Annotated in this window: 12 protein-coding genes and 1 tRNA gene; 9 read left to right on the top strand and 4 right to left on the bottom strand. The window is 70.3% G+C overall.

Annotated features, from left to right (window positions below):
* The first annotated feature begins 19 nt into the window (after nt 1–19).
* The 7 genes from glp to RM479_RS11465 all read left to right on the top strand — a co-directional run bounded on the left by glp (nt 20) and on the right by RM479_RS11465 (nt 6391).
* The gene (gene glp / locus RM479_RS11435) at nt 20–1246 is read left to right on the top strand and encodes a molybdotransferase-like divisome protein Glp (protein ID WP_311511690.1); all 1227 of its coding nucleotides are present in this window, start codon (nt 20–22) and stop codon (nt 1244–1246) included.
* Between the two features lie 134 nt (nt 1247–1380).
* Nucleotides 1381–1887: a cyclic pyranopterin monophosphate synthase MoaC gene (gene moaC, locus RM479_RS11440; RefSeq protein ID WP_311511691.1), complete on the top strand. Its 507-nt coding sequence runs from the start codon at nt 1381–1383 to the stop codon at nt 1885–1887.
* Complete coding sequence (locus tag RM479_RS11445) at nt 1880–2392, top strand: MogA/MoaB family molybdenum cofactor biosynthesis protein (RefSeq protein ID WP_311511692.1); 513 nt, start codon at nt 1880–1882, stop codon at nt 2390–2392. The genes moaC and RM479_RS11445 overlap by 8 nt, the downstream gene beginning before the upstream one ends.
* 209 nt (nt 2393–2601) lie before the next feature.
* Nucleotides 2602–3321, top strand: coding sequence for a GNAT family N-acetyltransferase (locus RM479_RS11450; protein ID WP_311511693.1), 720 nt, complete (start codon nt 2602–2604; stop codon nt 3319–3321).
* Between the two features lie 392 nt (nt 3322–3713).
* Nucleotides 3714–4307 (top strand): divisome protein SepX/GlpR, encoded by a 594-nt coding sequence (gene sepX, locus RM479_RS11455; RefSeq protein ID WP_311511694.1) that lies wholly within the window; start codon nt 3714–3716, stop codon nt 4305–4307.
* A 72-nt stretch (nt 4308–4379) separates the two neighbouring features.
* Nucleotides 4380–4453, top strand: a tRNA-Ala gene (locus RM479_RS11460).
* A 1407-nt stretch (nt 4454–5860) separates the two neighbouring features.
* Nucleotides 5861–6391, top strand: coding sequence for a hypothetical protein (locus RM479_RS11465; RefSeq protein ID WP_311511695.1), 531 nt, complete (start codon nt 5861–5863; stop codon nt 6389–6391).
* A gap of 15 nt (nt 6392–6406) precedes the next feature.
* On the opposite strand, the gene RM479_RS11470 is transcribed toward RM479_RS11465, so the two are convergent.
* From RM479_RS11470 to RM479_RS11480, 3 genes are all read right to left on the bottom strand, one after another.
* Nucleotides 6407–6718 (bottom strand): sec-independent translocase, encoded by a 312-nt coding sequence (locus tag RM479_RS11470; protein ID WP_274808246.1) that lies wholly within the window; start codon nt 6716–6718, stop codon nt 6407–6409.
* 216 nt (nt 6719–6934) lie between these two features.
* Nucleotides 6935–7138 (bottom strand): cold-shock protein, encoded by a 204-nt coding sequence (locus RM479_RS11475; protein ID WP_274808245.1) that lies wholly within the window; start codon nt 7136–7138, stop codon nt 6935–6937.
* Between the two features lie 301 nt (nt 7139–7439).
* Nucleotides 7440–9086, bottom strand: coding sequence for a dolichyl-phosphate-mannose--protein mannosyltransferase (locus tag RM479_RS11480; RefSeq protein WP_311511696.1), 1647 nt, complete (start codon nt 9084–9086; stop codon nt 7440–7442).
* Between the two features lie 110 nt (nt 9087–9196).
* Between RM479_RS11480 and rsmI the strand changes: the two genes are divergently transcribed.
* Together rsmI and RM479_RS11490 are read left to right on the top strand one after the other, a co-directional pair.
* A complete protein-coding gene (gene rsmI / locus RM479_RS11485; RefSeq protein ID WP_311511697.1) occupies nt 9197–10078 on the top strand; it encodes a 16S rRNA (cytidine(1402)-2'-O)-methyltransferase in 882 nt (293 codons plus the stop codon).
* A 69-nt stretch (nt 10079–10147) separates the two neighbouring features.
* Nucleotides 10148–10813 carry an AIM24 family protein gene (locus RM479_RS11490; protein WP_311511698.1) on the top strand — a complete coding sequence of 222 codons (666 nt, stop codon included), beginning with the start codon at nt 10148–10150 and terminating at the stop codon, nt 10811–10813.
* A gap of 151 nt (nt 10814–10964) precedes the next feature.
* On the opposite strand, the gene secD is transcribed toward RM479_RS11490, so the two are convergent.
* Nucleotides 10965–13625: a protein translocase subunit SecD gene (gene secD / locus RM479_RS11495; RefSeq protein WP_311511699.1), complete on the bottom strand. Its 2661-nt coding sequence runs from the start codon at nt 13623–13625 to the stop codon at nt 10965–10967.
* Between the last annotated feature and the right edge of the window lies 1 nt (nt 13626).

The following is a 13626-nucleotide window of genomic DNA, read 5'->3' on the forward strand; positions in this document are numbered from 1 at the left end:
ACGAACCCGAGGAGCCCCCGTGAAGAGCGTCGAACAGCACATCGCCGACATCCTGGCCGTGGTCGCCGACCCGCGGCCGGTCGAGGTCGATCTGCTCCGGGCGCACGGCACCGTCCTGGCCGAGACCGTCTCCTCGCCGGTGTCCCTGCCCAATTTCGACAACTCCTCCATGGACGGCTACGCGGTGGTCGCCGCCGACCTGGAGACGGCCTCCACCGACGCCCCCGTGGTCCTGCCGGTGATCGCCGACATCGCCGCCGGGGACGCCTCGCCCGTCGCGATCCGTCCCGGCCTGTGCGCGCGCATCATGACCGGCGCGCCCCTGCCCATGGGCGCGGACGCGGTCGTCCCGGTGGAGTGGACCGACGGCGACGTCGTGCGGGCCGCCTTCGGCCGCCCGGTCCGGGTGGGGGACTCCATCCGCCGCGCGGGCGGCGACGTCGAGGCCGGCACCGTGGTCCTCCGGCCGGGCGCGCGCATCGGCTCCGGAGAGATGGGCGTCCTGGCCGCCGTGGGCCGGCGCACCGTCTCCGTCTTCCCCCGACCCCGCGTGGTGGTGCTCTCCACCGGCGAGGAACTCGTCGAACCGGGACGTCCCCTGGGTCCCGGCCAGATCTGGGAGTCCAACAGCTTCATGGTGGCCGCCGCCGCCCGCGACGCCGGCTGCGACGTGCACCGGCACGGGTTCGTGGGCGACGACCCGGCCACGGTCCTCGACGTCCTGGAGGGCCTCCTGGTCCGCGCCGACCTGATCATCACCACCGGTGGGGTGAGCATGGGCGCCCACGACGTCGTCAAGGAGGTCCTGACCGGCCAGGGGACCGTCGAGTTCACCCAGGTGGCCATGCAGCCGGGCAAGCCCCAGGGGTTCGGCGTCATCGGACCGGACCGCACCCCCATCGTCACCCTGCCGGGGAACCCGGTGAGCGCCTTCGTCTCCTTCCAGGTGCTGGTGCTGCCGGCGCTGCGCCGCCTGCGCGGGCTGCCGCCCACCTCCCTGGAGGGCGTTCGGGCCCGGTTGGCCGCACCGGCCACCTCGCCCGGGGGCCGCCGCTCCTTCCTGCGGGGCGTCCTGGAGACGACCGGCCCCGACCGTGAGGCGACGGTGACCCCGCTGACCCGACAGCAGTCGCACCAGTTGTCCGCGCTCACCACCACGAACGCGCTGATCGTCGTGCCCGAGGACGTCACGGAACTCCCGGCCGGAGCCACCGTCGAGGTTCTGGTCCTGCCCCGCCCCGCCTGACCGGGGAGGGCCTCCGGAGTCCCCGGCGCCGGGTCGACCGGGGTGGGTCGGGGCCGGACGGGGTCGACGTGCCGTACCTTCGTGGAGGGCGCGGCGCGACCGCGTCCCCACGGTTGCGAACACGGAGGACGACGATGAGCGACACCCCACGACCGGACGGGCACCCCGGCGGGCTCACCCACCTGGACGCGTCGGGCGCGGCGCGCATGGTCGACGTCTCCGCCAAGGACGTCAGCGCCCGCACCGCCACGGCCACCGGCACGGTGCTGCTGAGCGGCGAGGCCGTCGCCGCGCTGCGCGGGGGAGGGGTGCCCAAGGGCGACGCCCTCGCGGTGGCGCGGATCGCGGGCATCCAGGGGGCCAAACGCACCCCCGACCTGGTCCCGCTCTGTCACCCCATCGCCGTGCACGGCGTGGACGTGGAGCTCACCGTCGTGGACGAGGGCGTCGACATCCGGGCCACCGTGCGCACCGCCGATCGGACCGGGGTGGAGATGGAGGCGCTCACCAGCGTCATGACCGCCGCCCTGGGCCTGGTGGACATGGTCAAGGCCGTCGATCCCGAGGCCGAGGTCACCCGGGTCCGGGTGGAGGAGAAGACCGGCGGTAAGAAGGGCCACTGGAGGCGGAGCGGTGAGTGAGACCCGTGCGCCGCGTGTGGCCGTCGTGACGGCGTCCAACCGGGCGTCGGCCGGTGTCTACCCCGACAGGTCCGGTCCGGTCATCGTCGAACGGCTGCGCGCCCTCGGCTGCGAGCCGCTCGGGCCGTGGGTGGTGCCGGACGGCCCACCGGTCGCGGAGGCCATCGAACGGGCCCTGACCGAACACGCCGAGGCGGTACTGACCACCGGCGGCACCGGGGTGACCCCCCAGGACCTCACCCCCGAGGCGACCCGGTCCCTGATCACCTACGAGGTCCCGGGGATCGCCGAGGCGATCCGGGCCGCGGGACGGGAGAAGGGGGTGCCGACCTCCATCCTCTCCCGCGGCCTCGCGGGTGTGATCGTGCGCGGTGACCGGCGTCTGCTCGTGGTCAACCTCCCCGGGTCACGGGGAGGCGCGAGCGACGGGATGGACGTTCTGGCACCGGTGCTGGGACACGCCCTCGACCAGTTGCGTGGTGCTGATCACCCTCGTTCCGAATGAGCCGGGCAATGACACAAATCACATCTCGGGCATTCCGTCCGCAGAGAATTCCTTGACCCGCACCCTTATTTCCGGAGCGGAACCATCCGCATTAGACCCCGTCCGTTTCTGGTGTGCCGGGTGACCCCCGACGCGCCGTGCCCGAGGAGTGGAATACTGGAGACCCCTGTCGGCGCCCGAACGCCGGCGGCCTCGGCGAAGGGACGGTCGTGAATCGCAGACAAGGGTGGCCCGTCACCTTGGAGGATGGGCCGGTCGTACTCCGGCCGCTCCGTCTCCGCGACGCCACCGCCCTGCGCGACACCCGTGCCCGCAACGCGGAGTGGCTACGCCCCTGGGAGCCGACCTATCCGGAGATGCCCCTGCGCACCACCGGCCTGTCCCCCTACATCGCCATGATCCAGGCCGTCCGCGGAGAGGCCCGCCAGGGGCTGTCCATGCCGTGGGCGATCCTCTACGGGGGGCGCTTCGTCGGTCAGCTCTCCGTGGGCGGCATCGTCTGGGGATCGGCTCGATCGGCGCAGATCGGCTACTGGATCGACAGTGCCCACGCGGGGCGCGGTATCACCCCGACGGCCGTGGCGCTGGCCGTGGACCACTCCTTCTTCCGCGCCGGACTGCATCGGATCGAGGCCAACGTCCGTCCCGAGAACAAGGCCAGCAGACGGGTCGTGGACAAGCTGGGCTTCCGGGACGAGGGTGTGCGCAGACGCCAACTGCACATCGACGGCGACTGGCGCGATCACATCTGTTACGCGCTCACGGCCGAGGAGGTGCCGAGCGGGCTGCTGCACCGGTGGCGCATGGGGAGAGCCCCGGGGTCTCCACCGGAGCCCGATTCCGGCCCCGGTTCCGCTTTGGGGCCACAAGGCCCGAACGGCGGCGGAGATCCCCACCACCCGGCGAGTCCGCACCCCGGTTCGAACTGAACGTGGCACGATCTCGGGTGTGACCGGAACTTAAACCTCTCTTTAGCGACATTGATCAATTACTTTGCGTTGAATTGGCATTGCTCTGTGCAGTCATCCTTTGACCTGCGCCGAAGCCCAGTCGCCCCGGATGGCCGAAACTGAGAGTCCACAATCTTGCGACACTCCGGTCAGAATGTGGCGCATTTATGGACACGGGGTCGTACCGTGCGGAACATAGACGCATTGACGATGCGGGCAGCGCGCGGATATGCCCGGGACCACTCCCGGGAACGTCCGAGGTCAGGAACCCCGTCCCCGGGACGGACGTTCCCCTCTCCGGACGAGCCGCGCGGGGCGGTGTCGACGACGTGTCGAGCAACGTTCACTGGCCGTCATCGTGAGGAGGGGTGATGAGCAGCTCTCCTCTGTATTTGGCCATCGTGGTCGTATGGCTCATCGTCCTCGTGCCGATGCTGCTGCGGAAGGACCCCGTGGACGTCGTCCACGAGGAACCGCGGCGCGAGGACGAGGACATGGAGACCATGGAGGATGCCGAGGTTCCGGAGGACGACGAGGAGGGGATCGAAGGCGAGGTCCTTCTGATGGGGGAACCGGCGCCGCCCGTCCCGATCATCCGGGAGCGCCGCTCCCGGGTGATGGCCCGTCGGCGACGCCGCACCACCGCGCTCGTCCTCCTCGCCCTGGGCACGGTGATCGCCGTCGCGTTCGGACTGGGGCCCTGGTGGGTGATCCTGCCGCCGGTGCTCCTGCTGGGCGGTCACCTGGCCCTGCTCCGCGAGGCCGCCAAGGCCGACGCCGAACACCGGGCCGCCGTCATCGAGGTCCGGCGCCAGGTCGCCCTGCGGGCACGGAGGGCGGTCGAGCGGGAGGAGCGTGAGGAGCGGGAGGCCGAACGCGAGGCCGAGATCATCGCCCTGCGCGATCGCCGGAACCAGGTCTACGACCAGTACGCCGACGCCCGCCTGCGCGCGGCCGGCGACTGACCCGGGCCCGGGGGTGCCCCCGAGCCGGTTCGGAGCATCCCCGGATCCCTGCTAGGCTTATCTCGTCTTCAAGGGGCTATGGCGCAGTCCGGTAGCGCACCTCGTTCGCATCGAGGGGGTCTGGGGTTCAAATCCCCATAGCTCCACCGAAGAAGAGAAGGTCCTCTCCCTTTCCGGGGAGGGGACCTTCGTCGTTTCCCGGGAGGGTGTTCGGGCCCCGAAGGCGGGACGCCGCCGTGCCGCGGGGGCTTCGTCGTATCCGGGGCGGTCGGGCCCACCCGGGCGTGAGCGCGCGGCGCCGTCACGACCACCGTGGAGCCCTCCGGTCTCGGACGTCCCGGGCCGGTTCGGCTGTTGGGCGGGGGCGTGCGACGGGGGCCCGTGCGCGGCACGGGCCCCCGTCGGCCTCGGGTGGTCGGCTATCCCCTCGCGCGGGGTGTCGATTCCGGACCGGAGCCCCGAGTGTCACCGGCGAAGCGGCTATCCCCTCGGGCGGGGGCCGGTGCGCCACCAGAATACTGCGCGGACTTCGATCCCGGGCGGGATCGGCCGATTCCGGACCGGTCAGGACACGTACCGGGCGTGGACGGCGTCGATGTCCGCCTCCTCGTCCGGGACGGCCGGGGGCCCGGGCGGGTCCTTTCTGCTTCAGGTGGGCCTTCCAGGGGTCGCGCGGGCAACGGATGGACGTACTCCTCGGTATGCGGGTCAACTCATCAGAGAACGGACCTCCTGTGGGGTGGATTGCGCCCTGGGGAAGGGGGGTCGTCGACTTTTCCAGAAAAGAGACCAGCAATATATCGAGGTTTCGTACGTCCATAACAGGGGTCGGGGGTCGGGGGAGTCACCTGGGGGGCGAGGTAATCTGTCGCGAAGTAATTACGGAGAGTGATGTCCGGCCGCTGCCCCTTCGAGGTCCCGTTGATCGAGGTCGAGGGGCCGGTTCGGAAGGGTTTATCCGAGCGTCCTCGACATGCAGGGTGGAGGGATCCTCATTCCGGTTGGTATGGGGTTCCGCGGCTCCTCCGGTCGCCGGATACCGCAATCCCCCCGTGCTCACCCTCGGTTATGGGGGAGTATCTGATTTTGCCATTGAGCGGCCTTGTTTTTGCAGGTCGTCGGGGAGGGTGTGCTCTGCGATCGCGAATGCGTGCCGCTGATCTGCGGTTCCGCGGGGGTCGTGTAGTCGGATCGCTGCCCTTCTGTCCTTTGTGTTCTAGTTCGTCATAAAAAGATGAACTTCGACTGAGGGTCTTGCCGAGGGTGGTCGGGTGGTCCACAGTGGTCCAGGGATGGGCTGAAACCACACGAAAGGTACATGCCATGATCAAGCAGACGCTTTGCGCCCGCGAGAGCGGATGGGTTTGGCTCTGACACGTGGTCCCGGAGGGCCCGGTCGCCCGACGACCCCTGATCACGGTCGTCGGGGCGGCCGGGCCCTCGCGTATTCCCCGGCGGGGCCTGTGAGGATTTGACGCCACGGACCCTCGGGTAGGGAGAGGGCGAGACCCCCGGCCTCGGGCCGGACAGCGCCGATCGTGAAGGGGCGGACCATGTCCGATTCCCCCCAGTACCCTGATGGCCATCGGTACCCCGAGGAATCGGAGCCGACCGGCGGCTACGAGCCCCCGCCCCTGCCGCCCCGACCCCGTTTCGACCCGCCGACCCCCGAACCCGCGCGCGAGGAGCCCCCGCCCGTCGCCGCCGAACGCTTCCGGCGCACCAGCCCCGCCCGACTGCGCGCCATCCCCGTCGAACGCGGTCGCGGGTACTGGCGGTTGATCACCGGGACCCTCGTGTACGTGATGATCGTCGGCGGAATGGCGGACTACGTCGACCCCTCCGCGCGGGCCGTCGCCCACCTGGTGTTCTGGGCGCTCATCGCGGTCGCGTTCGGCGTCACCGTCGCTCGCGAACGCCGCAACGACTGGTCGCCGGAACCGCGCTGGCCCTGGGCGGTCGCCGCCATCGGCGGGGCGTTGATCACCGAGGTCCTCATCATCGCCGTCGGCTCGCCCGCCATCATCGTCGGCTCGATCATCCTGGCGGCCCTGGGACTCTTCGTCCTCATGCTCGCCGGATGACGGGACGGGTCACGGTCAGGTGGCCTCGTCGTCGAAGGGGGGCCGTTTGCCGTTGAGCCGGGCCACCGGTTTGGCCTCGGGCTCCTCGTCGCCCTCCCAGAAGTGCTTCTGCACGAACCGCTTGGGGTTGAGGTCCTGGACGTCGAAGTCCTTGTACTCCGGCCCCAGGCCCTCCTTGATGTCCTTGGACGCGGAGTTGGCCATGGTCCGCAGCTGGCGGAGCACCCGGCCCACCTGCTGGGCGGCCTTGGGGAGCTGGTCGGGCCCGAAGATCAGCAGCGCGAGCAGGAGGAGGACGACGAACTCTCCTCCGCTGATGTTGAACATGCGCGATCCTCGTTCTTCGTGTACCGACCGGCTTCAAGCAGGTTAACCGGTATCGGTGCGGTTGGGTAACCGTGCCCGGATCGGCGGGGTGACACGGGAGTGAACGGGCCGGGACACGGCCGACCCCCCGCCCCGAGGGAGGGACGGAGGGTCGGGAACGCGTGTGGTGGGAACGGTCGAGCCCGTTCCGCCGGGCCCGGGGGCCCGCCACGATCGTCAGATCGCGCGGACGTCCGCGGCCTGCGGGCCCTTGGGGCCCTGAATGATGTCGAACTCGACCCGCTGGTCCTCTTCCAGGTTCCGGAAGCCGCTGCCCGAGATCGCCGAATAGTGAACGAACACGTCGGGCTGACCGCCCTCGACGGCGATGAACCCGAAACCCTTTTCAGAGTTGAACCACTTCACGGTGCCCTGAGCCATGTGCTCTCCCTTGGGGACTACAACGGGGCCGCACCCTGCTGGCCCCGGGTCGCCGGGCGCCGAACCGACGAGATCATCCCCCGTAAAAGCGCCCACGTGAAGTTCCGCGAGGCGCCTCGGGCATCCATGGAAACTACAACAGCAACCAGTTGCAGACAGTACCAGGGAGGGGGGTCCCCTGCCGAGGCTTTCGGCGCGGGAATCCCCCCTGTCCGCTTGTCCTGTTTCGGCTACGCGAAAGCATTGATTTCCTTCCGCGCTGCCACTAATGGAGAAGCGGACCGTTCTTCGTCAAAGCCGGTCACGCCACCGCGTCGCGACCGTAGATCCACACTCGGAACCACAGACGGTCGTTCCACTGTTCGGCGTCCAGCGGATAGGCGGCCAGCACCGGGTACAGGTAGGCGAAGTGGGCGATGATCAACAGCATCACGACACCGAAGACCACACCGCCGACCGCCCGCAGATAGGGCGAGAAGCGCGGGCTCTCCTCGCCCGCGCCCATCACCAGTCCCAGCATCAGCACGATCGCCAGGACCAGGAAGGGCAGCATCGGCAGCGCGTAGAAGAGGAACATGGGGCGGTCGGGGAAAGCGAACCACGGCAGCCACCCGGCGGCCACGCCCAGCAGCACCGCGCCCGCCCGCCAGTCGCGGAAGGTCACCCACCAGCCCACGAGCACCGTCAGGGCGACGATGGACAGCCACCACACGATCGGCGTCCCGATGGAGACGATCGAGGTCACGCAGTCCCCGCTCGGGCAGCCCACGGCCTCACCGTTGTAGTGGAACATCACCGGCATCCGCATGATGATCCACTCCCACGGCTGGGAGATGTAGGTGTGGTCGCTGCTCAGGTTCTCGTGGAAGCCCATCATGGCCTGGTGGTACTTCCACAGGCTCACCAGGGCCTCCACGGGGGAGGCCAGGAAGCCCGGCAGGAAGTCCGGCGCAAGGCCGTCGGCCTCGTCCCGCCCGTACCCGCCCCGGGTGAACAGCCAGCCCGACCACGACACCACGTAGACGACCCCGGCCACCACCACGGTCTGCACGAACGCCGGGATCGCGTCGAAGCCCAGCCATCGCAGGGCCGGGCTCCGCTGACCGGCGCTGCTGCGCGCCCCGTAGTCCCACGCCACGGTGAGCAGGCCGAAAGCCGCGATGAAGAACAGGGCCGACCACTTGGTGCCCACCGCCAGACCGAAGCACAGCCCGGCCGCCAACCGCCACCAGCGCATCCCCAACCAGCCGACCGCGGTCACGTTCACCCCGGACTCGGCCAGCCGCGCCAGGCGTTCCCTTGTCCTGTCCCGGTCGACCACCAGGCAGGCGAAGCCGGCGAGGATCCACAGGGTGAGGAAGATGTCGAGCATCGCGACGCGGCTCAGCGTGAAGTGCAGGCCGTCCAGCGCCAGGATCACACCGGCCGTGCAGCCCAGCAGGACCGAGCGGGTCATCCGGGTGGCCACCCTGACCAGGATGAGGACCGAGGCGATACCGGCCAGGACGGACGCGAAACGCCACGCCTCCGGGGTCATGGACTCACCGAACGGGAACAGCGCCCACAGCCGGTCGCCCAGCGCGATCATCCACTTGCCCACCGGCGGGTGCACGATGAAGTCGCCGCCGCCGGCGAAGATGTCCGTCTCGCCGTTCTGGAGCAGGACGTCGGCCTTGACGGGTTCCTCGATCGTCTCGTGCTCGTAGCCGAACCTCCAGAGGCCGTAGGCGTCCTTGGCGTAGTAGGTCTCGTCGAAGTAGATCCGCTCGGGCTGACCGAGACCGACGAACCGGAGGGCGCCGGCGAAGGCCGCGACGAGAACCGCGCCCAGCCAGGCGATCCACGCCGGGGTGGGGTCGGCGGGCAGGAACCGTGCACGCAGGGGGGACCGACGCGGGGGAGCGGGTGGGGTCGAATCGACCTCGGAGGAAAGTGCGGTGGTGGTCATCTCGGCTCGTAGGTTGGGGTCGGAGATGGTCGTCCGTGTGCGGACGCGCCGGCAAACAGGTTTCGGGTGGTGTGGTAGAGCCACCGTAGCGTGACAGGACGGGGATCACAGTGGTTGAGGGCGACCGTACGGCGGAGCGGGTGGGGACGCTGACCCTGGCCGGGCTCCCCATCGGGAACATCGAGGACGCGCCGCCCAGGCTGCTGCGCGTCCTGACGGAGAGCCGGGTCATCGCGGCCGAGGACACCCGCAGGCTACGTCAGTTCGCGACCCGGGCGGGGGTGCGTCCCGGTGGGGCCGAGGGGGCCCGGATCGTTTCCTATTACGACGCCAACGAGAGCCGCCGCACGGAGGAACTCCTCACCGACCTGCGCGAGGGGAGGGACGTCCTGGTGGTCACCGACGCCGGCATGCCCGGGGTGTCCGACCCCGGTTACCGGCTGACGGCGGCCTGTGCGGCGGAGGGCATCCCGGTCACGGCCGTACCGGGGCCGTCGGCGGTGACCACGGCGTTGGTGGTCTCCGGACTGCCCACCGACCGATTCTGCTTCGAGGGCTTCCCCCCGCGCAAGGGCCTGTCGGGATATCTGACCGAGCTGGCGGGCGAACGCCGCACCATGGTGTTCTTCGAGAGCCCGCACCGGGTCGCCGCCACCCTGGCGGCGATGGCGGAGGCCTTCGGGGCCGACCGGCGGGCGGCGGTGTGCCGCGAACTCACCAAGACCTATGAGGAGGTGCGGCGCGGCGGACTCGCCGAGCTGGCGGTCTGGGCGGCGGACGGGGTCAGGGGCGAGGTCTCCGTGGTCGTCGAGGGGGCCCGGCCCGCGGGCGGGGCGGCCACCGACGAGGAGCTCATCGCGGCGGTGGCCGCGCTGGAGGAGGACGGCGAGCGACGCAAGGACGCGATCGCCCGGGTGGCCAAGGAGGTGGGCGTGCCCAAGCGCCGCGTCTACGATCTCGTGCACGGGATCGCCGCCGACGATGGGGAGTGACCCGGAACCTTTCCGCCGGTGGCGCGTCGAACCCGACGGAACGCCTTTCACCCATGAGGAGACATGACCATGCGCAGCGCACTCTTCCAGCAGGCACGGGAGATCGGTCAGCCGGGGATGCACCTTCAGAACCACAAGATGCTCCGGGTCGGCCTGAACGGAGAATTCCACGCGCGCCAGGGGGCGATGGTCGCCTACCAGGGCAACGTCGACTTCGACTACCAGGGCGCGGGCAGCGTGGGCCGGTTCCTGAAGAAGGCGTTCACCGGCGAGGGCATGCCCCTGATGAGGGTGAGCGGTCAGGGTGACGTGTTCCTGGCCCGCGACGCCTGGGACGTCCACCTCATCGACCTGGAGGGCGACGACGCCATCACCGTCAACGGCGACAACGTGCTGGCCTTCGAGTCCGGGCTCTCCTGGGACATCCAGCGGCTCCAGGGCGCCGGCATGACCGCGGGCGGTCTGTTCAACACCACGTTCACCGGCCGGGGGCGCATCGCCATCGCCTGCCACGGCACCCCGGTGCTGCTCGACATCGACCAGCCGACCTTCGTCGACACCGACTCCGCCGTCGCCTGGTCGGCCTCGCTGCGCACCGGGGTGCGCCGCACCATGAAGATCGGCGCCCTCATCGGTCGCGGCAGCGGCGAGGCGTTCCAGCTGGCGCTGGAGGGTCAGGGCTTCGTCCTGGTGCAGGCCTCCGAGGGGGCGCCCGTCCCGGTCCAGGCGGGCTGACCGGACCGCGTACACGGAGCGCCCGGAGTCCGTCGATACGCGCTCCGCGATGGCCGGGCCCGTGCACGGAGGGCCCCGGAGACGAACGTCCCCGAGGCCCTCTCAGCGCCTTCTCGGCCCTCCGCCGACGCGTCGGGCCGTGTCCGGGCGGCTAGACGACGGCGCCGTCGTCGGCATCGCGGGCCGCCTTGGCGGCGACGCGCTGCTTGGCCTTGCGCTCCTTGATGACGTGCGGCGGCGGCGTCCTGTCCCACCTCTGCAACCAGATGGCCAGCGGGACGGCGACGAACACCGTCGACACCACACCCGTCGTCAGACCGATCAGCATCGCGATGGAGAAGTCCTGGAGCGAGGACCCGCCGAAGAAGGTCAGGAAGCCCAGGATGATCCACGCGCCGACGGTCGTGTTGACGGTACGGGGCAGGGTGTTGATGATCGCGCGGTTGGCGATCTCCGTGAACGACGACTTCTCGTCACGCGCCCACTCGTCGCGGATGCGGTCGAACACCACGACCGTATCGTTGACCGTGAAGCCGATGACGCTCAGGATCGCGGCGAGGAACACCCCGTCGATCGGCTTGCCCAGCCAGATGAACAGGCCGATCACCAGCAGGATGTTGAACGCCAGCGACAGCATCGTGGAGACGCCGAACGACCAGCGGAAGCGCCAGGCCAGGTAGATCATCTGGAGGGCCAGCGCCGCGCCCAGCGCGATGAGCGCCCGGTTGCGCAGCTCGTCGCCCATGCTCGGGCCGATGAGCTCGTCGCTCACCACCTCGGCACCGCCGGTCGCCTCCGACAGCGCGTCGGTGATCGAGGCCGCGTCGGCGTCGTTGAGCTGACCGGTGCGCACGGAGATGTCGCCGTCGCCGGCCTCCTGCACCACGGCCGTGTCCGAACCCGCGAAGCCCAGGTCCGAGACGATCGCGCGGGCCTCGTCCACGCTCACCGGGTCGTCCCCGGTGATCTCGTACTCCAGGACCCGGCCGCCGGTGAACTCCACGCCCAGGTTGACGTTCTGCACGACCGGGCCGACCAGCGCGGCCACCACCAGGGCACCCGCGACCATGAGCGCCTTGGAGCGGTGCTTCATGAGGTCGGGGCTCTTCTTCACCAGCCAGGTACGGACCGGGCCGATCCGGTCCAGGCCGCTGATGGCCGGGTGCTTGCGCATGAACGCGCGGCGCACCGCCCACTCCACCAGCACGCGGGCGATGATCAGCGCCGAGAACATCGACACGAGCGTACCGATGCTCAGGGTGACACCGAAGCCCTGGACGGTGCCGGAGGCCAGGAAGAACAGCAGGCCGGCGGCGAGCAGGGTGGTGACGTTGGTGTCGATCACCGCGCTCCACGCCTTGCCGGTGCCCTCCACGAAGCCCTTCTCCAGGCTCGGCGGGATGGCGCGACGGCGACGTCGGGCCAGGGCGCCACCGGACTTGCCGGTGTCCTCATCGCCGTCCTGGCCCTCCTTCATACCGGCCGAGCGGTTGGCCTCGTAGACCGACCGCTGCCGCTGGTACTCCTCGCGGGCGCGCTCGAAGATCAGCACGTTGGCGTCGATGGCCATGCCGATCGCGAGCACGAAACCCGCCAGACCGGGCAAGGTCAGTGTCGCCCCCAGCGCGACCAGCGCGCCGTAGGCGATCAGGGTGTAGAACGCCAGCGCGATCGAGGCCAGGAAACCGACCACGCGGTAGACCAGCGTGATGTACAGCGCGGTGAAGGCGATACCCAGGATCGCCGCGATGGCGCTGGCCTGGATGGCCTCGGCGCCCAGGGTCGGGCCGACCGTCTGGCGCTGGACCTCGGTGACCGGCAGCGGCAGCGAGCCGCCCTCGATGAGGACGGCCAGCTCGTTGGAGGTCTCCCGGGTGAAGGTGGGGCTGGTGATGGTGGTCGAGCCACCCGGCATACCGGTCTCGCAACCGATCTCCGGGTTCACCTCCGGGGCGGAGATGATCTGGTCGTCGAGCACGATCGCCACCCGGCGGCGCGGGTCGCCCTGCGGGTAGCAGGCCGCCTCGCCGGTGAGCTCGCGCCACTGGTCGCGGCCCTCGCCCCGGAAACTGACGTTGACGACCCACTGGGCGCGGTTGACGTTGTCGAGGCCGGCCTCGGCGCTGGACACCCGGTCGCCCTTGATGACGGTCTCGCCGAGCTGGAGGTAGTTGCCGTCGGCGTCCGGGAGCGTCACGGCGACGTCCTCGGGGTTCTCGGCGCTGGGGCCGGCGGGGGCCTGGCCCTGGCCGCCGCCCATGCCGCTGATGAGGTCCTGGAGCTCCTGGTCGGTCAGGTCGCCTTCGCCGGAGCCCTCCTCGGTGCCTTCCTGGGCGTCAGCGCCCTCCTCGGTGTCGGAGGGGGCTCGGGCCTCGTCCGCCTCGCCCCGCGGGGCGTTGGCGGAGTCGCCGGGGGCCTGGACGCCCTGGCCGCCGGCCTGCCCCACGCCCAGGACGGGGTGGAACGACAGCTGGGCGGTCTGGCCGACGATCTGGGCGGCCTCGGCCGGGTCCTGCACGCCGGGCAGTTCGACGATGATCCGGTTCTCACCGGATCGGGACATGGTCGCCTCGGCCACGCCCAGGCGGTCGATGCGCTGGCGGAGCACCTCGACGACCTGGTCGGTGTTCTCGGAGCTGGCCGGGGTGCCGTCGGGGCCGTCCTGGGTCTCCAGGACGATCTGGGTGCCGCCGCTCAGGTCGAGGCCCAGGCGGGGCGGGATGAACCACGCCGCGCCGAACGCGACGAGGATGACGAGCAGGGATATGAGGGCGCGCGTCCAGCGCGCCCCGGCTCCCGTTTGAGTGGACAAG

This window comes from Nocardiopsis lambiniae (assembly GCF_031845465.1).
GTDB classification, from domain to species: domain Bacteria; phylum Actinomycetota; class Actinomycetes; order Streptosporangiales; family Streptosporangiaceae; genus Nocardiopsis; species Nocardiopsis lambiniae.